Here is a 20,039-nt window from a genome sequence, read left to right as displayed (position 1 = left end):
CCTAGCGACGGCATTGCGCGCAAGCAAGGTCAGCCTGCGGTTTGTTTGGCTTTGGCGCGCATTTTATCGGCCATGATTGTCATCTCGTTGTACAGCAGCTGCGGATTCTTCTGCTTGATCGCCCAGGCCATGCGGCCCTGTTCGTGCGGCAGAATCATGAACTCACCGGCGGCGACGTGCTGATAGATGTAATCGGCAATGTCGGCCGCAGTGATCGGCGAACTTTCGAGCAATTTGCCGACCTGGGCCTTCATGGCGGGTGTCGGGCCACGGAAGGAATCCAGCAGGTTGGTCTGGAAGAACGATGGGCACACCACGTGCACGCCAACTTCCTGTTGGGCCAGTTCGATCAGCAGGCTTTCCGACAACGCCACCACACCGGCCTTGGCCACGTTGTAGTTGCTCATGGCCGGGCCCTGCATCAGCGCCGCCATGGAGGCGATGTTGATGATCTTGCCTTTACTCTTTTCCAGCAGCGGCAGGAACGCCTTGCAACCCTTGACCACGCCCATCAGGTTGATTGCAATCTGCCAGTCCCAATCTTCCAGGGACAATTCACTGAAAAACCCGCCCGAGGCCACGCCGGCGTTATTGACGATGACGTCGATGCCACCCAGCTTCTCTTCGCAGGCCTGGGCAAACGCCGTCAGCTGACTGTAGTCGCGCACGTCGCAACGCTGGGTGAACCCGTCGCCACCGGCTTCGCGCACCAGCTTGAGGGTTTCCTGCAGGCCGGCGTCGCTGACGTCCGACAAGGCCAGCTGCCAGCCTTCGCGCGCCCAGCGAAGCGCGATTTCGCGACCCAGGCCCGAGCCTGCGCCGGTGATCATCATGCGATTTTGCATAGCAAACAGCCTTGTTGTTCCGGGGAAGATCTGCCGAGTGTAGCGAAGGACATGGCAGGAGCCACGCTGCATCAGATTGCTGAATAGGCCGCTCAAACCCCCGATGGGTCCGCACCAATTAAGCCATGCAAAAAGAAATAAGCCTTTCTTCGAAAAACATTAAAAAAACTTGGAATTTTCTTTCGATCACAGCAGTCGGATCGTTTAAGCAGCTCGGATTCATTGCATTCCTGCTGACAGTAAAAGCTAGGTCATTCCGCAACACTTTCAACAAGGAAATAGACATGGGCACAATTCTAATCGTTATTCTGATCCTGCTTCTGATAGGCGGTTTGCCGGTCTTCCCACACTCCAGAAGTTGGGGTTACGGCCCGTCGGGTATCATCGGTGTAGTATTGGTGGTGCTGTTGATCCTGCTCTTGCTTGGCAAGATATAAGCGTTAACAAGGCAAAAAAAAGAGGCCCTGAAAAGGGCCTCTTTTTTATTGCCCGAACATTTAGTCCGGCTTGCCGTCGACGACACCGGCGGTGTTATCGATCAGGCTCTTGGTGGCTGTCTGCAGGAACGCTTCAAGTTTCTGCTTGAGCTCGGCAGTACGCGGTGCGTCAGGAATGATCTCGGCCTTCGGCGTAGCGCCCAGTTGATACTGGTACACCTTCGGCGCCATTTCCTTTTCCTTCGGCAGCACCAGGATCTCGTCAGCGGTAATGATCGCGGTGGTCTGCTCGCTGCCCGATGGCTTGATCACACCAAAACCGGTGTCGCCTTCTGGCAGGTTGAGCAAGTCGCGACCCCAGCACTGATGACGCACTTCGCCACCGATGCGGCCCATGATGGTCGGCACGATGTCGATCTGCGTACCTACGGTGTGGTCACGCTCGCCGAATTTTTCCTGGATGCCCGGTGCGATCATCAGCATCGGCACGTTGAAGCGACCCAGGTCCATCTCGGTGATCTGGCGCTCGTTGCCAAAACCGTGGTCACCGACGATGACAAACAGGGTTTCCTTGAAGTACGGCTCCTTGCGGGCCTTTTCAAAGAACTGACCCAGTGCCCAGTCGGAGTAGCGCATCGCCGTCAAATGCTCGTTCAGGCTGCCGCGATCAGTCACGCGCTCGACCGGCAATGGCGACGGCAAGGCGTATGGCGTGTGATTGGACAGGGTTTGCAGCAATGCATAGAACGGCTTGCCGTTTTCCCGCGCCTTGAGCTCGACCAGACCGCGGTCGAACATGTCCTGGTCGGACACACCCCAGGTCGGATCGGAGAACACCGGGTTGACGAAGTCATTACGACCAATGAAGTTGGTCATGCCCTGGCTGCTGAAGAAACCCGACTGGTTGTCCCAGGCGAAGTCGCCGTTGTAGACATACACGTCGTCGTAGTCGCGGGCGCTGAGCAATTGCGGCAGGCCGGACAGCTTGTGGCTGCCTTCCGGGGTCTGCATCAGGTATTCGAAACCTGGCAGGTTCGGGAAGCACGCCATGGTGGCGAACATGCCCTGGTGCGTATGGGTGCCGTTGGAGAAGAAGCGATCGAACAGCAGGCCTTCCTTCGACAGTTTGTCGAGGTATGGCGTGATATTGCCCGGAGCGCCCATGGCGCCCACCGAGTGACCGGCCATGCTTTCCATCAGGATCACGACGACGTTCTTGATCGGCAGGGTCTTGTCGGCCGGCGGAGTGTAATCGCGACGCACAGCTGCAATGTCCGGCTCCACCAGTTTGTCGTCGGCCATTACCAGCATGTCGCGGACGATTTGCTGAGCCTCAGGCTGCGGCAGCGTGGCTTTCCAGATATTGTCGCGATCTTCGGACATGCGGCTCTTGGCAGCAGCGACCAGCGACAGTGTGCCGTTCAGGCCCAACTGGTTGGCGAAGTTGGAGTCGGTGGTGTAGACGTCACCCCAACGCAATGGCGGGCCCTGACGCAGGGTGCCACGCGCCGCGACCACGCAGATCAGCAGGCAGACCACGAATACGGCGGTGCGCGCATACCAGGGTGCAACCTGGCGAGTGCTGATGGTGCCGCCGCTGAAGGGGCCCCGCGGACGAGTGGCGCGATCGGCGCCTTTGAATGCCAGCGCGAGGATCACCGTGCCGCCGACCCAGGCCAGCAGGTAGCGAACCACCGGGAAACCGTACCAGAGCATGCTCATGACGGTTTTCGGGTCTTCCTTCACGTACTGGAAAACCAGGCCGTTGAGGCGCTGGTGGAACTCGCGGTAGAAGTCCATTTCCATCAGGCCGAGGAACAGCGCGATGCTGGAAGCGACGGTCAGCCACAGACGGAAAAACCCGCGAGCCGCCATGGCCCGGACGCTGAACAGTGCCAGGACCAGCGGAATGCTGAGGTAGACCACCAGGCGCAGGTCGAAGCGCAGACCGTTGACGAATGCTTCGACGAAGGTCGAGGCCGGTGTATCAAGGATCATCTCGCTGTTGTAGACCAGCAGCGCGAGGCGCAGCAGGCTGAACATGACCATCATGACCAGAGCGCACAACAAGGTGTAGGCCAGGTGCGATTTGACGGTTGGTTGCAGCAGGCGACTTGAAGCTCGCTGCTGTTTCAGGGCGTCCGGGTTTGCCATGTCGTTTTAGGACCCATTGGAAGTTTAAGTTGCAAAAATACAGCGGCGCCTTGCCCTCTGTTGGTCAATTCCTGACCCCGGGGCGTGCGCGGTGCGCAAATGTTGCACGATCACCCGCAGCATTGCCATTGATTACTGTTTGGGATTAGCGCGGGCGGGATTGTCTTGGACGGGTTGTGAAAATTTTGTGCAGTGAATATTCGGATACAAAATTTAGGCCTGGGGCCTCTGTCGGGGTGACCGTTGCCACCTGCTGTCACCTGTTGAAACTGTAGGAGCTGTCGAGTGAAACGAGGCTGCGATCTTTTGATCTTGCCTTGTGTACATATCCGTTACCGCAGGAATGGATATGTCCACACGGGGTTACGCCATTACCACAAATGGATGTGTACACGGCGCACCCCGGCAAAACAGAGAAATTACTTCTCCGCCCGCTCCTTCAACGCCTTCAGCGTATTAAACGGCGCATCCACCACGAACTTGTTGGCAACCAACGAAGGCACGCTGCCGCCTGGCTCAGTGTGCACCTGGTAGGTCACTTCAACCTGGTCACCCTTTGGCACGAACTTCCAGAAACCCTCGACCTTGGCCACCCGGACAAAGCCCTTTTCCTCAGGAATGTACTTCGGCACGCCTTCGAGCTTGCGGGTCAGGCTGCCATCGGCGCCTTCGACGGTAGTGATGTGCAGCACCGAATCCCGTGGAGTCACCGGCCATGGCGTATTGAACTGAGTGTAAGTCCAGTTCTGGTCGCCTTCATGCTTGAGCAACTTCTGCAACTTGCACTCGTGAATCCAGGAACAGGCGCCCGCCACGTCTTCCTGCAGCGCGCGCAGTTTGACCATCGTGGTCTTCATCAGGGTTACGCCCTGATAAGCCTTGTAATCGGAACCGGCCACTTCACTCAAGGAGACCTTGATGCCGTCCTCGTTCTTGGCGACTTTCCATTCCTCGGCCTGGACCGCAGTTGCCGCCACCAAAACAGTGAAACCACACAGCACAGCCAAACGTTGCAGCGAACCCATAATGTTATTCCTTATTGTTGAAGTTCCGTACGTTGAACACATCACGCCGCCGTCATTTGCTCCCACCAGCCAATTAACCGGATGGCTTCTTCGCTGCTGCTACCGCACACATCGGTATCGGCGGCAAATGCCGAACACACCGCCGGGCGCTCCGGCATGCCGAAAATCTTGCACAGGTTTTCGACCGACAATTGCAGGCAACGTTCTCCCGCAGGTTTGCCCTGGGGCATTCCGGGAATCGGTGAACTGATGGAAGGGGCGATGCAACAGGCGCCACAACCCTCACGGCATTTCATGACAACAAGCTCCTCGCGGCGGGGCGATGTGTAAATGGACAAGGCACAGAGTAACCGCTAAAACAGTTGTTTTAAATTACACCGGCTCAGGTTTTTCGCGCAAATGGGTGTGACCGACCAGTCTCCGACAAAGCGTCCTGGCTTGGGGTCACAACCGGCAAGAAATCACTGCTTGAATTCGAATTCCAGCGCAGCACCTTCGACATCGCGGCGCTCTTCATTGCGTAGCTGCAGCTGCATTTCGTTGCTGAGCAGGCGTCCGTTGAGCTGGAAAGGACTGCTGCCAGTCTTGTCGCCAAACATTTGCGGGAGTAATGCATCGTGCTTGGGTAACGGGACCGTACCCACCGGGTCGAGCTCTTCAACCATGTCCTTGGGCAGGCTCAAGTCGAGTTTGGCCGAAGGTAACGGAATTTTCGCTATCTCGCTGGCGGATTTGGACTTGGAGGCGATGGGCTTGCGTTTTTTCACTGGCGCCGTCTTCTTCTGGGCGGGTGCCGTCTTTTTCGCCGCAGCAGGCTTGGTGGCAGCTGTACTCGCCGAGGGGGTTTCCTGAGCCGGAGCCGCCATGATCCCTTCCGCCGGTAACGCCATCAGCAGGCAGAGCGATAACCACACAGCGGGGAAAATCGGTTTCATGGACCTTACAACACTAACGGCAGAGGGCCATATGCTCGCCTGTTCACCGGCACAAGACAAGCTCGGACAGGAATATCCTGCCCGCTCTGTCAGAAACCAGCAGCCGTTTCCTGGCAAAGCTGGGTGGCAAGCATGCCCAGGGTCATCAACGCACGCTCCGCTTCACGGTTCCACGGGATGCCACAGTTCAGCCGGATACAGTGGTTGAATTGCTCGGTGTTACTGAAAATCAGCCCCGGCGCAATGCTGATGCCCTGTTGCAACGCGCGGACGTGCAACTCCTGGGTGTTCACTCGTCCCGGCAGGCTGACCCAGAGAATAAAACCACCGGTCGGCCGGGTCATCTGTGTGCCTTCCGGAAAGTGCTGCTGCACCGCCAGCTGGAAGGCGCTGAGGTTCTTGCGGTACTCCTGGCGGATGTAGCGTAAATGCCGATCGTAACCGCCATTTTCCAGATAGGCCGCAATGCCCATCTGCGTGACGCTGCACGCCGAATGCGTGCTGAAGGTCTGCAGGCGCTGGATTTCCTGCTGGTATTTGCCGGCAATCATCCAGCCGATGCGCACACCCGGCGACAGGGTTTTGGAGAAGCTTGAGCAATAGATCACCCGATCCAGCCGGTCATAGGCCTTGAGCGCTTTAGTGCGGCCCTGCTCAAACATCAGTTCGCCATAGATATCGTCTTCGACGATCTGGATATCGAAGTCCGACGCCAGGCGCAGCAATTGCTTCTGCCGCTCCTCGGGCATCGTGCCACCCAGTGGATTGCTCAGGCGCGTGGTCAATACCAAGGCCTTGATCGACCACTGGTTGGCCGCCAGTTGCAGCGCCTCCAGGCTCATGCCGGTCGCCGGGTCACTGGGGATCTCGATGACTTTGAGACCCAGCAGATCAGCCAATTGCAGCAAACCATAGTAAGTGGGCGACTCGGCGGCGATCAGGTCGCCGGGCCGGGTCAGCACGCGCAAGGACATCTGCAGGGCATCGACGCAACCGTGGGTGATCACCACTTCCGAAGGATCGACCACCACCCCGGCATCACGCATGCGAATCGCCACCTGGCGCCGCAACGGTTCGAACCCAGGGCTGAACATATAGCTGAACGCCCGTGGACTGTGGAATCGCGTGACCTTGGCCAATTGCTGGTGCAGCGCGCGCACCGGCAGATAATCGACACTCGGCACTGCCGCGCCCAGGGGAAACACCCCTTCACGCCGGGACTCGACCAACACTTGCTGAATGATGCTGCTGCGCGTGACCAGGCCAGGGCGCTCGACCCGGGCGATGTCCGGGGTGGGTGCAGTCAGGGCGGGAGTCTGGTGCACGTAGTAGCCAGATTGCGGCCGGGCACGAATCAGGCCCTGATCCTCGAGATTGGCGTAGGCCTGCAGCACCGTTGCGTGACTGACATTAAGCTGCGAGCTCATCTTGCGCACCGAAGGCACGCGCTCGCCCGGTTGATAGACACCACGGCGGATGTCTTCGGCCAGTTGTTGAGCAATACGTTGGTACAGCAGGAGATTGGTCATGACGCAGCACTCGATTTCACGGGCATTTTATTCTTGTGTGAAACAATACCGGAACAGTTTAGAAGTGTACGGGGACAGTTGCCACAATAGTCGACAGTACAGTGCAGTGTCAGCAAAAACTGTACTGCTTTGTGGATGAGTTGGCAGGTATAAAAAAACCCGGCAGTGCCGGGTTTTTTATTTGTGCGGGGGTTAACGCGCGGCGCCGAGCTGGCCTTTTTCGTCGGAAAACACAATCTCTACCCGACGGTTCTGCGCCCGCCCCCGCTCCGACGCATTCACGTCCACCGGGTACTCATCGCCGTAACCTTCGACCTTGATGCGTTTGTCATCAATGCCCAGGTCCATCAGCACGTCAGCCACCGACTGCGCGCGGTCCCGGGACAATTTAAGATTTTCCTGCTTTCCGCCGGTGCTGTCGGTATAACCCTCGATACGCACGACGCGCTTTGGGTTGAGCTGAAGGAATTGCACTATTTTCAACACCACGCGGTTGGCCGAGTTTTTCAACTCCGCTTCGCCGGTGTCGAACAGCACGTCGCCCAGGGTCATGACCAGGCCGCGGTCGGTCTGGAGGGTGGCCAGCGCAACAATCTGTTCTTCAAGCCACTTGCCCTGCTGTTGCACGCTAAGCAGTTTGGATTCGCGCAAGGCGAGTTGCAGGCGCTGGCGTTCCAGTTCGAGCTTAGCCGCGCGCTCTTCGTTGAGCACCTGATTGGTGTGCTCCCGAGCGATTTCGCTGTAGCGCTGGCTCAGGTAAGCGTAATGCAGCACGTCCGAGCCGCTGCCCCAATAGCTGGACAGGCGGTCGGCGCGGGCCAGGGACTCGCCGGCGCGGATCACGTCCTTGGGGGCGATGCGCAGCACGTTAGAGTCTTCCTTGACCTTCTGGAAGTTGATACTGGCTTCTTGCAACGCCGTCTCACTGCGCTGGCCGGCACAGCCATACAGGCTCGCGCAACCCACCAGGATCAGGCCACCGAACGTTCTGGACGCAAGCTTCATTGGGCATCTCCCAGTTGCTTGCGCAGTCGGGCAATGCGGGTGTTCAGTACGTTCAACTGCTCTTCGCTCTTGAGGGTCAGCACCCGGGCTTCAGCCAGGCGCGCGTCAAGCTCGGCCTGTTCGGAGCGCATGCGCGCATTCTTGAATGACTGGTCGTTCATGCTGCCTTTGGCACGGTTGAACTTGTCTTCGGCCAGTTTCATTTCGGGCACATCGGCGGCGGTCGCGCCCACGGCCTTGGCTTGCTCAACAGCCTGCTCGGTCAGGCGCATTTGTTCATTCGGCGCCGGATCGGCTGCACAACCCGCCAGAGCCAGAACGGCCAGGGCAGCGAAAAGAGGTCGAATACTCACTAAAAATCCCTACTGTTTTGGGGTACTGACGGGTTGTTGCTGCTGCAGTTTCCAGCGCTCGATATTGCGCTGCAACGCGGCTTCCGTCAGGCCGGACGCGGGCAATTCTGTCATCTTTTTCGCCAGCTGTCCGCGCAACCACGGATCGTTGCAAGCGGAGTTGTGGGAAACAGCCAGATACAGGCCGGGTTGATCGACCGCCTGCTCGCGTGCAACCAGGTCATTGGCCATGCTCAAAGACTGCGCCGCGGCCATGCCCGAATAACGTCCGGCCAGCACGAACTGCACTTCCCCCAACAGCAGTTTCTGGAAGGCCTGGGTCAGGCTGGGCGTGTGGGCGAGGGTCAGCTGCTGCTCGGCGTAGGCGGCGAACTGCGGGGTCAACCGGGCCTTCTCCGAAATCGCTCCGGGATGCCCATGCAGGTCGTGCGCCTGGTTGTACACCAGCTGCGAGTCCTTGCGAGTCCAGACCAGGTAGTCGTTTTCCAGCAGTGGCGGGTGAATGTAGTCCAGCGACTCCAGCTCAGCTAACGTCAACGGCGCATCGGCCAGCAGGTCCATGCGCCCACTGCGCACTTCGTCCAGCGCCTGGGAGCGCTTGCCGGCGTACAGCATGTCGATCTTGAGCCCCAACTCCCCTGCCACGTGCTGCAACAGGTCGGCGCTGGCACCGATCAGGTGCTTGGGGTCCTGCGGATCCTGCCACAGGTACGGGAGCGCATCCGGGCTGCCGGTGACCACCAGGCGCTCGCACTTGCCGGCGGCAATGGCCAGCGTCGGCAACACCGTCAAACCCAGCAGTAATGACCAACCGAACATTCGTCGCACGAAACCCTCCACCTAAAACATACACCCCCGTAGGAGCTGTCGAGTGAAGCGAGGCTGCGATCTTTTCAGGCTCGCTTGAGTTTCAAACGCAAGATCAAAAGATCGCAGCCTCGTTTCACTCGACAGCTCCTACAGAGGAACAAAAAAAAACCCGACCATAAGGTCGGGCTCTTTATAAGTGAAGCCGCTGGATTAGACCAGCTTCTCCAACTCGGGGATTGCTTCGAACAGGTCTGCCACCAGGCCATAATCGGCCACCTGGAAGATCGGTGCTTCTTCGTCCTTGTTGATCGCAACGATCACTTTGGAGTCTTTCATGCCGGCCAGATGCTGGATCGCGCCGGAGATACCGACGGCAATGTACAGCTGTGGAGCAACGATCTTGCCGGTCTGACCGACCTGCATGTCGTTGGGTACAAAACCTGCATCGACCGCAGCGCGGGAAGCGCCGACGGCAGCGCCCAGCTTGTCGGCCAGGGCGTACAGGTGTTTGAAGTTGTCGCCGTTCTGCATGCCGCGGCCGCCGGAAACGACGATCTTGGCAGCGGTCAGCTCCGGACGATCGGACTTGGCCAGCTCTTCGCCAACAAAGCTGGAGGTGCCAGCATCGTGAGCGGCAGCAACAGCTTCAACCGAGGCCGAACCGCCTTCAGCTGCAACCGGGTCGAAACCGGTGGCACGCACAGTGATCACTTTTACCGACGCGTTCGACTGCACGGTGGCAATCGCGTTACCGGCGTAGATCGGACGCTTGAAGGTGTCAGCGCTTTCTACCGAGATGATCTCGGAGATCTGGTCAACGTCCAGCTGCGCGGCAACGCGCGGCAGGATGTTTTTGCCATTGGAAGTGGCAGCAGCCAGGATGTGGCTGTAGTCCTTGCCAAGCTCTGCTACCAGAGGAGCAACGTTTTCCGGCAACTGGTGAGCGTAGGCGGCGTTGTCGGCCACCAGCACTTTAGTCACGCCAGCGATTTTCGCAGCGGCTTCAGCCACGGCGTCAGCGCCCTGGCCTGCAACCAGAACGTGGATATCACCACCGATTTTGACGGCAGCAGCCACGGTGTTCAGGGTGGCCGGGGCCACTACCTTATTGTCGTGTTCAGCGATTACCAAGATAGTCATGATTAGATTACCTTCGCTTCGTTTTTCAGTTTCTCGACCAGTTCAGCCACCGACTTGACCTTGATACCCGCGCTGCGTGCAGCAGGCGCTTCGACTTTCACGGTCTTGTTGGTGGAGGCGGTGGAAACGCCCAAAGCGTCCGGAGTCAGCACTTCGAGAGGCTTCTTCTTGGCTTTCATGATGTTTGGCAGGGACGCATAACGCGGCTCGTTCAAACGCAGGTCGGTGGTGACGATGGCCGGCAGTTTCAGGGAAACCGTCTGCGCGCCGCCGTCGATTTCGCGAGTCACGGCAACGGTGTCGCCGGACACTTCAACTTTCGAAGCGAAGGTGCCCTGACCGTAACCGCTCAATGCAGCGAGCATCTGGCCAGTCTGGTTGTTGTCGCTGTCGATGGCTTGTTTGCCAAGGATCACCAGCTGCGGCTGTTCCTTGTCGACAACGGCCTTGAGCAGCTTGGCAACGGCGAGGGAAGTCAGATCTTCAGCGGATTCGACGAGGATGGCGCGGTCGGCACCCAGAGCCAGCGCAGTGCGCAGTTGCTCTTGAGCGGTGGACGGGCCTACGGAAACGACGACGATTTCAGTCGCAACGCCTTTCTCTTTCAGGCGTACGGCTTCTTCCACTGCGATTTCGCAGAATGGGTTCATCGACATCTTCACGTTAGCGAGGTCGACGCCGGACTGGTCCGCCTTGACACGAACCTTGACGTTGTAATCAACAACGCGTTTGACAGCTACAAGAACCTTCATGGATTCCTCGTTACTCTCCGGTGAAAAGAAAGTCGCCTGGGCGAACCTGGCGATTGATGCTCATCGGGCGCAAGGGCACCTCCAAAAACGCCGGCATAAGTGTCAAGTGACCATCGCTCACGATGTAGATGACCGTTCGTCAGCGGTGACCGACGAGTCATTCGATATCGTGGCGTGTAAACTGCGCGCCAAACCCACGCTGCGCATCACCTGGTACTGCCATCGCCCTGTCTTTAGAGGTGCTCTTGAAACCTACAGTCAGCCTACGGCGAGCGCAAAACCGATCGTATCTTGACCGGAACACTTATTCCGGTCAATACGGCAAAATGGCCGTTCGTAAGCCGCGTGACTTTGATTTCTCTGGCTTTGAGCCAATTCAAACAAACGTTTGTATTGGACGCTGAGAGTGGTGTAGATATAATGCGCCACCCAGAGAGAAAGGTGGTCAATCGATTGTCCTGTTCTGCGTCCTGCGCAGTCATTCATGGATGCGACACCAAACCTCCAATTAGAAAAAAAACTGTTGAGCCTTGAGTAGGAGATAACCTGTGGAACGCGAATACATGGAATTCGACGTCGTCATCGTCGGTGCCGGCCCCGCTGGTCTTTCCGCCGCCTGCCGGTTGAAGCAGAAGGCCGCTGAAGCCGGTAAGGAAATCAGCGTCTGCGTGGTCGAAAAAGGCTCCGAGGTCGGTGCACACATTCTCTCCGGGGCGATCTTCGAACCCCGCGCCCTGAACGAGTTGTTCCCGGACTGGAAAGAACTCGGCGCGCCGCTGAATACGCCAGTCACCCGCGATGACATCTTTGTGCTCAAGAATGCCGACAGCGGGCAAAAAATTCCTGACTTCTTTGTGCCCAAGACCATGCACAACGAAGGTAACTACATCATCTCCCTGGGCAATCTGTGCCGCTGGCTGGCCCAGCAGGCCGAGAACCTGGGGGTAGAAATCTACCCAGGCTTCGCCGCCCAGGAAGCGCTGTTCGACGAAAACGGCGTGGTTCGCGGGATCATCACCGGGGACCTCGGTGTTGATCGCGAAGGTCATCCGAAAGAAGGTCTTTACACCCCTGGCATGGAACTGCGCGGCAAGTACACGCTGTTCGCCGAAGGCTGCCGTGGCCACATCGGCAAGCAGCTGATCAAGCGCTTCAACCTCGACAGCGAGGCCGATGCCCAGCACTACGGCATCGGTTTGAAAGAGATCTGGGAAATCGATCCGGCCAAACACCAGCCAGGCCTGGTGGTGCACACCGCCGGTTGGCCGCTGGACATCATGGGCACCGAAAATACCGGTGGCTCGTTCCTCTATCACCTGGAAAACAACCAGGTGGTGGTCGGCCTGATCGTCGATCTGTCCTACAGCAACACTTACCTGTCGCCGTTCGACGAGTTCCAGCGCCTCAAGCATCACCCGGTGCTCAAGCAGTACCTGGAAGGCGGCAAGCGCATCAGCTACGGCGCTCGCGCCATCTGCAAGGGTGGCCTGAACTCGCTGCCGAAAATGGTGTTCAAGGGCGGCGCGCTGATCGGTTGCGACCTAGGCACCCTGAACTTCGCCAAGATCAAGGGCAGCCACACCGCGATGAAGTCCGGGATGCTCGCCGCTGAATCCGTGGCCGAAGCGCTGTTTGCCGAAAAAGACGGTACCGAAGAGCTGACCAGCTACGTCGACGCGTTCAAGAACAGCTGGCTGCACGAAGAACTGTTCGCCAGCCGCAACTTCGGCCCGGCGATCCACAAGTTCGGCGCCATCGTCGGTGGTGGTTTCAACTGGCTGGACCAGAACATCTTCGGCGGCAAGCTGCCCTTCACCTTGCACGACACCAAGCCGGATTACGCCTGCCTCAAGCTCGCGGCGGACTGCAAGAAGATCGACTACCCGAAACCGGACGGCAAGATCAGCTTCGACAAGCTCAGCTCGGTGTTCATCTCGGGGACCAACCATGAAGAAGAACAGCCTTGCCACTTGAAGCTGACCGATCCGAGCATCCCGATCGCGAAGAACCTGCCGATGTACGATGAACCTGCCCAGCGTTACTGCCCGGCCGGCGTGTATGAAGTGGTGACCAAGGAAGACGGCGAGAAGCGCTTCCAGATCAACGCCCAGAACTGTGTGCACTGCAAGACCTGCGACATCAAGGACCCTGCGCAGAACATCACCTGGGTGGCGCCGGAAGGTGCTGGCGGCCCGACTTACCCGAACATGTAAGTTGCACGCCTGAACATCAAGGCTCCCGGAATGGGGGCCTTTTTGTTGCCCACGATTTATGAAACACCGTAGTCCCCCTGTGGGAGCGGGCTTGCTCGCGAAAGCGGTGTATCAGCCACTACTTCAGTCGACTGACACTCCGCATTCGCGAGCAAGCCCGCTCCCACAGGGGGATTTGCGGTGGATCAGGCGGCGCGTTCTTCGCCGGGGTTGCGTTCGAAGTAGCGTTTGTACTCGCGGCTGAACTGCGATGTGCTCTGGTACCCCACGCGATGTGCTACCTGCGCCACCCCCAGCCCTTCGGCCATCAGCAAGGCCTGGGCCTTGAGCAACCGCAAGCGCTTGAGGTACTGCACCGGCGACAACAACGTGCTGCGCTTGAAATGCTCGTGAAAGGTCGACGCACTCATGTTCGCGCAACTGGCCAGGGTCTCGACGTTCAGTGGCTCGGTGTAATGCGCATGCAGATGACTGAGCGAAGCGGCAATCCGTGCAAACTGCCCTTGCTGCTCCACCAACGCGCGCAACACATCGGCCTGGGGCCCGCGCAACGCCACAAACAACAGTTCGCGCAAGCGTGCCTGGCCCATGATCTGGCATTCCAGCGGATCGTGCAGACAGCGCAACAGCCGCTCCACGCAGCCGCGCATTGCATCGTCGAGCACCGCCGAGGTCATCGACTCCGGAGTTTGCGCCGCAATATGCCGCCCCGGCGCCAACCCCATGGCCAGCACCAATTCACCCAGCAGTACGCGGTCGATTGCAATGGATACCCCCAGCATCGGTCCGGAGGGTGCGGCAAAGGTTTCACACTCAAAGGGCACCGGCAGTGCCTGGATCAGGTAATGCCCAGCGCCATATTCCAGGGTACGCTGCCCCAGATAGGCCAGTTTGCTGCCCTGGGCGATGATCACCAGGCTTGGCTCGTAGATTTGCGGGCCACGGGCCACATCGCAACTGGCCCGCAGCACCTGGACCCCGGGCAACGCGGTCGGGGCGAAGCCATCGCGGGTGGTCAGCGGCTCGACCAGCGAAACGAGGGTGGCATTGGCATCGAGATGACGGGTCAACAACATGGAGAGCTCTTCACAAAAAAATCGCGGAAACAGGTATGAAACCATCATGGCAGGTCTGCTGGCCAATGCGACCAATCCAGGGCGCATGCCGGAGGATTAGGCATGACACCCGGAGGAATTGCCATGGCCGGCCCAGGCGACGACGCCCAGAATGCGTCACCTCACCTGTCACTGCTTTTGCGAGGTTCCTCATGTACACCGCCATCGGATATGCCGCCCAGTCGGCCACCACTCCCCTCGCCCCGATGAAATTCGAACGCCGCAGCCCCCGCGCCGACGACGTTGCGATCGATATCCTCTACTGTGGCGTATGCCATTCCGACATCCACCAGGCACGCAACGAGTGGGGCATTGCGGTTTATCCGTTGATGCCCGGCCACGAGATCGTCGGCAAAGTCAGCGCCATTGGTGCGAACGTCACCCGGCACAAGGTCGGCGACCTGGTCGGTGTCGGTTGCATGGTTGATTCCTGCCGCAGCTGCGAAGCCTGTCAGGCCAACCTCGAGCAATACTGCCTCGAAGGCCCGACCATGACCTACGCCACCCCAGATCGGGTCGATGGGAGCAACACCATGGGCGGGTACTCCGACAGCATCGTGGTCAGCGAGCACTTCGTGGTGCGCATCCCGGAAAAGCTCGACCTGGCCGCCGCCGCCCCGATCCTTTGCGCCGGCATCACCACCTACTCGCCGCTCAAACACTACGGGGTCAAGGCTGGCGACAAGGTCGGGATTCTCGGCATGGGCGGCCTGGGGCACATGGGCATCAAGTTCGCCAAGGCCATGGGCGCAGAGGTGACGCTGTTCACCCGCTCGGCGAGCAAGGCTGAAGAAGGTCGCCGCCAGGGTGCGGACCACGTAATCGTGTCCACCGACGCCGACCAGATGAAGGCCGCCGCCGGCCATTTCGACTTCCTGCTGGACACCATTCCGGTGCAACACGACCTCAATCCCTACCTCGATACCCTGCGGTTCGACGGCGTGCACATTCTGGTGGGCTTGATTGAACCGGTTGATCCACCCGTTCACGCAGCCAAGTTGGTGCTGGGCCGGCGCGTGCTGGCTGGCTCGTTGATCGGCGGGATTGCCGAAACCCAGGAAGTGCTGGATTTCTGCGCCGAGCACAACATCACCTGCGACATCGAGATGCTCGACATCCGTCAGATCAATGAGGCTTACGCTCGGATGATCGCCGGTGACGTGAAGTACCGTTTTGTCATCGACATGGCGACGCTGAAGGTCTGAACCTTGGCGGTTTAAACCTTCAAGCCAAGCTCCGCCGAAAGCCGGGCCGTGACCCCTTTGATCAGGGGAATCAGCTCGGCCATTTTCTCCAGCGGCATGTAGGGCACGGTGCTGGCGATGCTGATGCCGGCGACGATGCGCTTGCTGGCATCACGGATCGGCGCGGCAACACAGCGGATCGACGGTTCGTTGTCTTCCAGGTCGAAAGCATAACCGCCTGCAATGTACTCGACCATACGCTGGTGAAACTGCTCCCAGGATTGTTCCGGGTGCTGCGGCCAGAACAGATTTTTCCCACCTGCCGGCAGGCTGACTTCGTACAGCCGTTGCCATTCTTCCTGCGTGTCATCGAGCATCAGCGCCTTGCCGATACCGGTACGCGCCAACGGCATGCGATGGCCGACCCGCGAACGCATTTCCGGGCCATTGCGCCCCGGATTCTTGTGCAAGTACAGCACTTCGTCGCCTTCACGAATCGCCAGGTGAATGGTGTCACCGGTCAATGCCGACAACTCATCCAGATACGGTCCGGCCAGGGTCACCAGGGGCAATTCTTCCCGCGCCTGAAATCCCAGCTCGATCAACTTCGGACCCAACAGGTAACCCACTTGCGGCACCACCCGCAGATACCGCTCGTCCACCAGGCAGCTGGCCAGGCGATGCGTTGTGCTGCGCGTGGTACCGATCAGCCGGGCAATTTCCTTGAGATCGCGGGCGCCACTGGCCACGGCCTGGACCACGCCCAGGCCACGCAGCAGCGTCTGGGTACCGGTCGGTGCGGCGTCTTTGGCGATTTTTGGGGCATCTTCCTGCATATCCAGCCTTTACCGTTGAGCGAGTGAACGGGCGGCATTATGGTCGCCCGATGGCTGCCACTACAACTTGATACGCTCGACCTCGCCCACCAGCAGCACGTAGGACAGCGCTCCGATCAGCGCCAGCACCGAGATATAGGTGATCGCCGGTGCGAAAGAATCACCGTATGGGCATTACCACTCAGCAAAACTGCCATCGGCATGGCGCCAGATCGGGTTACGCCAGCGGTGGCCGACGGCGGCGCGTTCGATCACGTACTCCTCGTTGATCTCGATCCCCAGGCCCGGGCCGTTGGGGATTTTCACGAAGCCTTTGTCGTAGTCGAACACCCGCGGATCCTTGACGTAATCCAGCAGGTCGTTGCTCTCGTTGTAGTGGATGCCCAGGCTCTGTTCCTGGATAAACGCGTTGTAGCAAACCGCATCCAGCTGCAGGCAGGCGGCCAGTGCGATCGGGCCCAGCGGGCAATGCAGCGCCAGCGCAACATCGTAGGCTTCGGCCATGTTGGCGATCTTGCGGGTCTCGGTGATGCCGCCGGCGTGGGACGCATCCGGCTGGATGATGTCGACGTAGCCTTCGCTGAGCACCCGCTTGAAATCCCAGCGCGAGAACAGCCGTTCACCGAGGGCAATCGGCGTGCTGGTCAGCGGCGCGAGTTCTTTCAGCGCTTCGTAGTTTTCACTGAGCACCGGCTCTTCGATGAACATCAGTTTGTACGGGTCGAGCTCCTTCATCAGCACCTTGGCCATGGGCTTGTGCACCCGGCCATGGAAGTCCACGCCGATGCCAACGTTCGGCCCCACCGCATCACGCACGGCAGCGACGTTGGCCAGTGCCAGGTCGACTTTTTCGAAGGAGTCGAGAAATTGCAGTTCTTCGGTGCCGTTCATTTTTACCGCAGTGAAACCCCGCTCGACCGCTTCCTTCGCCGCGCGGGCGGTGTCCGCCGGGCGATCACCACCAATCCACGAATACACGCGAATCTTGTCCCGCACCTGGCCACCGAGCAGATCGCTGACCGACACACCCAGGGCCTTGCCCTTGATGTCCCACAGCGCCTGGTCGATACCGGCCAGCGCGCTCATGTGGATGGCGCCGCCGCGGTAGAAGCCGCCGCGATAGAGCACGGTCCAGATGTCTTCGATATTGCGTGGGTCTTTGCCGATCAGGTAGTCGGACAATTCTTCAACCGCAGCAGCAACGGTGTGGGCGCGGCCTTCGACTACAGGCTCGCCCCAACCGGTCACGCCCTCGTCGGTTTCGATCTTGAGGAAGCACCAGCGCGGCGGAACGATGAAGGTCGTGAGTTTGGTGATTTTCATGGGTATGTCTCTCTTATTAGATACAGCGCTCGCCGCGCCAAAAAGTCTTAGCGAAGGGCGTTCCAGGCAGCCACGTAGGCCTTGGCATTCACCGCCACCTCGTCGGCACTCATACCCGGCTTGAACAACCCGGAACCCAGACCGAAGCCTTTGACGCCGGCGTCGATAAACACCTGCATGTTGTCCGGGGTGATCCCGCCGACCGGCGCCAGAATGGTTCCCGCCGGCAGTACGGCGAGCCAGGCCTTCACAACGGCCGGGCCCATCTGCTCCGCCGGGAACATCTTCAGCATGTCTGCGCCTTCGGCCAGCGCGGCGAATGCTTCGGTGGGCGTCGCCACGCCAGGCGACAAAAACAGCCCCGCCGCTTTCGCCGCGCGCAATACCTTGGGGTCGCTGTGGGGCATGACGATCACCTGGCCGCCCGCCGCTTTCACCTGCTCGACCTGCTCTGGCTTGAGCACCGTGCCCGCGCCGATCAGGCAATCGGCGGGCAAGGTGCTGCGCAGAATGCGGATGCTTTCGTACGGTTCGGGGGAATTGAGCGGCACTTCGATGACGCGAAATCCGGCGGCATACAGGACTTCGCCGATGGCGGCCGCTTCCTGTGGGCGCAGGCCACGCAGAATCGCGATCAGACCGTTTTGCGCCAGTGCTTGCTTGAGCATTGTCTGACCTCCAGTGAGGGTTAACGGGATGGGGTTGACGGGATGAGGGCAGCGGCTAGCGCCAACTGCCACAGTCCGCGCTCGGTGGCTTGCTCGGCCAGGGACACCCGGGCAAAACCGCAGGCATCGAGGGCCCGGCGGTAACGCGTACAGAGTTGGTCATTGCCGATCAGGATGATCGACGGCAGGTGCACGCTGTTGCGTCGGCGGCGCTGCACATTAGCCAGCGCGGTCAGCTCATGACCCATCAACAACCCGGACAGGTAGTCGGGCTGGGCGCTGGCGCTCAACTCACCGGTCAGGCCCAGGCTGCGGGCACTGAACAGCGTCGATAACGGGCCGATGTCACCATCAGACGACTGCGCCACTTGCACTCCGCGGTCGAAGGCATCGCCATCGAAAGACCCGCCATGTTGTTGGGTACGGCCAAGAATGCTGTGTTCGCTGAGCACGGCGAAGACTTCGCCGGTCATAAAGGTATCGAAATGCACGATGCAGCCATCGGCCACTTCTACCCACTTCGAATGGCTGCCGGGCAGGCCGATCAGCAGATCGCCGCCACTGTGGTCCGCAAGATTGTGCAGCACGCCAAGCACTTGGGTTTCTTCGCCGCGCATCACATTCGGCAGGCGCGAGCGCTGTATGACGCCCGGCACGATGTGCACGTCGACTCCGCGAATGCTGCGCACGGTTTGCAGGGAAGTCCCGAGATCGGCGACGTTGGCCGGCGTCTCCCGGTAGACGGCTTCGCGCCAGCCCTGGGCGCTGCCGACCATGCCACAGGCAATCACCGGCAAGCCGGGTTGCGCGTCGAGCCAGTCACCGCAGGCTTCATCGAAGGCCAGTTCAAATCCGTCAGCACAGGGCTGGCCGGCGATCACTCGCGGCGTGCGCGGCAACTGCATGATGCCGCTCGACAGCGAGCGCTGTTCAAGCACCCGGCCACCCTCGGCAAGTTTGTAAGCACGTAGGGAGGTGGTCCCCCAATCGAGCGCGATCAATTGCGCCAACATCGCTTCACCTGTGTTGTTTGTTTTGGCAGTGAGTGAGTTGGACTATAAACCTGGGCGAGGTTAAATCTCAATATATAAATACTGATCCCACATAGTGGAACCAGGCAAAAAAAGATCGCAGCCTCCGGCAGCTCCTACAGGAATCGCCGAATCCGTAGGAGCTGCCGCAGGCTGCGATCTTTTAGGCCAATCAATTACCCGCAGCAAACTCCCGCAGCACCGCACCATCCATCCGATATCGCACCCACTCCTCCTGCGGCTGCGCACCAAGAGATTGGTAAAACTCGATCGCCGATTTATTCCAGTCCAGCACGCTCCACTCGAAACGCCCGCAGTCATTGGCGCAGGCAATTTTTGCCAGGTGGCGCAACAAGGTCTTGCCGGCCCCGCCGCCGCGCTGCTCGGGCGTGATGTACAGGTCTTCGAGGTACAGGCAATTGCTGCCCAGCCAAGTGGAGTAGCTAAAGAAGAACACCGCAAAACCGATCGGCAGGCCATCGCGCAGGCAGATCAGGCCATGGGCAGTGGCGCCTTCGCTGAACAGGCTGCGCTCGATGTCGGCGACGCTGGCGATGACTTCGTGGCGGGCCCGCTCGTAGTCGGCCAGCTCAGTGATGAACGCGAGGATCTGCGGAGCATCGCTGGGGGTCGCCGGGCGTATGTCGATCGTCATGGACGTGCCTTCGTCAAATGTTGAAAACG

21 protein-coding genes are annotated in these 20,039 nt (G+C 59.5%); 4 read left to right on the top strand and 17 right to left on the bottom strand.

Going from position 1 to position 20,039, the window contains the following annotated elements; all coding sequences use genetic code 11:
- Positions 1 to 29: 29 nt before the first annotated feature.
- On the bottom strand, positions 30 to 845 hold the full coding sequence (locus ACYZTK_RS22855; protein ID WP_462011898.1) for an SDR family oxidoreductase: 816 nt from the start codon (positions 843 to 845) through the stop codon (positions 30 to 32).
- Positions 846 to 1,123: 278 nt separating this feature from the next.
- Between ACYZTK_RS22855 and ACYZTK_RS22850 the strand changes: the two genes are divergently transcribed.
- The gene (locus ACYZTK_RS22850; RefSeq protein ID WP_172901242.1) at positions 1,124 to 1,282 is read left to right on the top strand and encodes a DUF3309 family protein; all 159 of its coding nucleotides are present in this window, start codon (positions 1,124 to 1,126) and stop codon (positions 1,280 to 1,282) included.
- Between the two features lie 60 nt (positions 1,283 to 1,342).
- Here ACYZTK_RS22850 and ACYZTK_RS22845 read toward each other — a convergent pair whose 3' ends face one another.
- The 10 genes from ACYZTK_RS22845 to ACYZTK_RS22800 all read right to left on the bottom strand — a co-directional run bounded on the left by ACYZTK_RS22845 (position 1,343) and on the right by ACYZTK_RS22800 (position 10,985).
- On the bottom strand, positions 1,343 to 3,436 hold the full coding sequence (locus ACYZTK_RS22845) for an LTA synthase family protein (protein WP_462011897.1): 2,094 nt from the start codon (positions 3,434 to 3,436) through the stop codon (positions 1,343 to 1,345).
- 419 nt (positions 3,437 to 3,855) lie between these two features.
- Positions 3,856 to 4,461 carry an START domain-containing protein gene (locus ACYZTK_RS22840; protein WP_462011896.1) on the bottom strand — a complete coding sequence of 202 codons (606 nt, stop codon included), beginning with the start codon at positions 4,459 to 4,461 and terminating at the stop codon, positions 3,856 to 3,858.
- Positions 4,462 to 4,502: 41 nt separating this feature from the next.
- Entirely contained in the window at positions 4,503 to 4,757 is a 255-nt protein-coding gene (locus ACYZTK_RS22835; RefSeq protein WP_462011895.1) for a YkgJ family cysteine cluster protein, read from the bottom strand.
- 165 nt (positions 4,758 to 4,922) lie between these two features.
- Positions 4,923 to 5,396, bottom strand: coding sequence for a translation initiation factor 2 (locus tag ACYZTK_RS22830; RefSeq protein ID WP_462011894.1), 474 nt, complete (start codon positions 5,394 to 5,396; stop codon positions 4,923 to 4,925).
- 89 nt (positions 5,397 to 5,485) lie between these two features.
- Positions 5,486 to 6,925 (bottom strand): aminotransferase-like domain-containing protein, encoded by a 1,440-nt coding sequence (locus ACYZTK_RS22825; RefSeq protein ID WP_266018693.1) that lies wholly within the window; start codon positions 6,923 to 6,925, stop codon positions 5,486 to 5,488.
- Positions 6,926 to 7,117: 192 nt separating this feature from the next.
- Positions 7,118 to 7,930: an OmpA family protein gene (locus ACYZTK_RS22820; RefSeq protein WP_462011893.1), complete on the bottom strand. Its 813-nt coding sequence runs from the start codon at positions 7,928 to 7,930 to the stop codon at positions 7,118 to 7,120.
- Positions 7,927 to 8,283 (bottom strand): DUF4398 domain-containing protein, encoded by a 357-nt coding sequence (locus tag ACYZTK_RS22815; RefSeq protein WP_462011892.1) that lies wholly within the window; start codon positions 8,281 to 8,283, stop codon positions 7,927 to 7,929. The genes ACYZTK_RS22820 and ACYZTK_RS22815 overlap by 4 nt, the downstream gene beginning before the upstream one ends.
- A gap of 9 nt (positions 8,284 to 8,292) precedes the next feature.
- Entirely contained in the window at positions 8,293 to 9,102 is an 810-nt protein-coding gene (locus tag ACYZTK_RS22810; protein WP_462014954.1) for a substrate-binding periplasmic protein, read from the bottom strand.
- 201 nt (positions 9,103 to 9,303) lie between these two features.
- Positions 9,304 to 10,233 carry an electron transfer flavoprotein subunit alpha/FixB family protein gene (locus ACYZTK_RS22805; protein WP_462011891.1) on the bottom strand — a complete coding sequence of 310 codons (930 nt, stop codon included), beginning with the start codon at positions 10,231 to 10,233 and terminating at the stop codon, positions 9,304 to 9,306.
- Between the two features lie 2 nt (positions 10,234 to 10,235).
- Positions 10,236 to 10,985 (bottom strand): electron transfer flavoprotein subunit beta/FixA family protein, encoded by a 750-nt coding sequence (locus ACYZTK_RS22800; RefSeq protein ID WP_462011890.1) that lies wholly within the window; start codon positions 10,983 to 10,985, stop codon positions 10,236 to 10,238.
- Here ACYZTK_RS22800 and ACYZTK_RS22795 point away from each other — a divergent pair.
- Together ACYZTK_RS22795 and ACYZTK_RS22790 are read left to right on the top strand one after the other, a co-directional pair.
- A complete protein-coding gene (locus tag ACYZTK_RS22795) occupies positions 10,984 to 11,280 on the top strand; it encodes a hypothetical protein (RefSeq protein ID WP_462011889.1) in 297 nt (98 codons plus the stop codon). The two genes, ACYZTK_RS22800 and ACYZTK_RS22795, sit on opposite strands and share 2 nt — an antisense overlap.
- 253 nt (positions 11,281 to 11,533) lie before the next feature.
- Positions 11,534 to 13,198 (top strand): electron transfer flavoprotein-ubiquinone oxidoreductase, encoded by a 1,665-nt coding sequence (locus ACYZTK_RS22790; RefSeq protein ID WP_462011888.1) that lies wholly within the window; start codon positions 11,534 to 11,536, stop codon positions 13,196 to 13,198.
- A 185-nt stretch (positions 13,199 to 13,383) separates the two neighbouring features.
- On the opposite strand, the gene ACYZTK_RS22785 is transcribed toward ACYZTK_RS22790, so the two are convergent.
- Positions 13,384 to 14,274, bottom strand: coding sequence for an AraC family transcriptional regulator (locus ACYZTK_RS22785; protein WP_462011886.1), 891 nt, complete (start codon positions 14,272 to 14,274; stop codon positions 13,384 to 13,386).
- 191 nt (positions 14,275 to 14,465) lie between these two features.
- On the opposite strand from ACYZTK_RS22785, the gene ACYZTK_RS22780 reads away from it, so the two are divergent.
- Positions 14,466 to 15,518, top strand: a complete 1,053-nt coding sequence (locus tag ACYZTK_RS22780) for an NAD(P)-dependent alcohol dehydrogenase (RefSeq protein ID WP_462011885.1) — start codon at positions 14,466 to 14,468, stop codon at positions 15,516 to 15,518.
- An 11-nt stretch (positions 15,519 to 15,529) separates the two neighbouring features.
- Here the strand turns inward: ACYZTK_RS22780 and ACYZTK_RS22775 are convergent, their stop codons facing one another.
- From ACYZTK_RS22775 to ACYZTK_RS22755, 5 genes are all read right to left on the bottom strand, one after another.
- Complete coding sequence (locus tag ACYZTK_RS22775; RefSeq protein ID WP_462011884.1) at positions 15,530 to 16,333, bottom strand: IclR family transcriptional regulator; 804 nt, start codon at positions 16,331 to 16,333, stop codon at positions 15,530 to 15,532.
- A 174-nt stretch (positions 16,334 to 16,507) separates the two neighbouring features.
- A complete protein-coding gene (dgoD, locus tag ACYZTK_RS22770; protein ID WP_090186690.1) occupies positions 16,508 to 17,656 on the bottom strand; it encodes a galactonate dehydratase in 1,149 nt (382 codons plus the stop codon).
- Positions 17,657 to 17,703: 47 nt separating this feature from the next.
- Positions 17,704 to 18,324 (bottom strand): 2-dehydro-3-deoxy-6-phosphogalactonate aldolase, encoded by a 621-nt coding sequence (locus ACYZTK_RS22765; protein ID WP_462011883.1) that lies wholly within the window; start codon positions 18,322 to 18,324, stop codon positions 17,704 to 17,706.
- 20 nt (positions 18,325 to 18,344) lie between these two features.
- Positions 18,345 to 19,337 (bottom strand): 2-dehydro-3-deoxygalactonokinase, encoded by a 993-nt coding sequence (locus ACYZTK_RS22760; RefSeq protein ID WP_462011882.1) that lies wholly within the window; start codon positions 19,335 to 19,337, stop codon positions 18,345 to 18,347.
- A 190-nt stretch (positions 19,338 to 19,527) separates the two neighbouring features.
- Positions 19,528 to 20,010 (bottom strand): GNAT family N-acetyltransferase, encoded by a 483-nt coding sequence (locus ACYZTK_RS22755; protein ID WP_462011881.1) that lies wholly within the window; start codon positions 20,008 to 20,010, stop codon positions 19,528 to 19,530.
- Positions 20,011 to 20,039: the final 29 nt, after the last annotated feature.

Source organism: Pseudomonas sp. LB3P31, from assembly GCF_054897945.1.
This window is presented reverse-complemented; position numbering and strand designations above follow the sequence as displayed.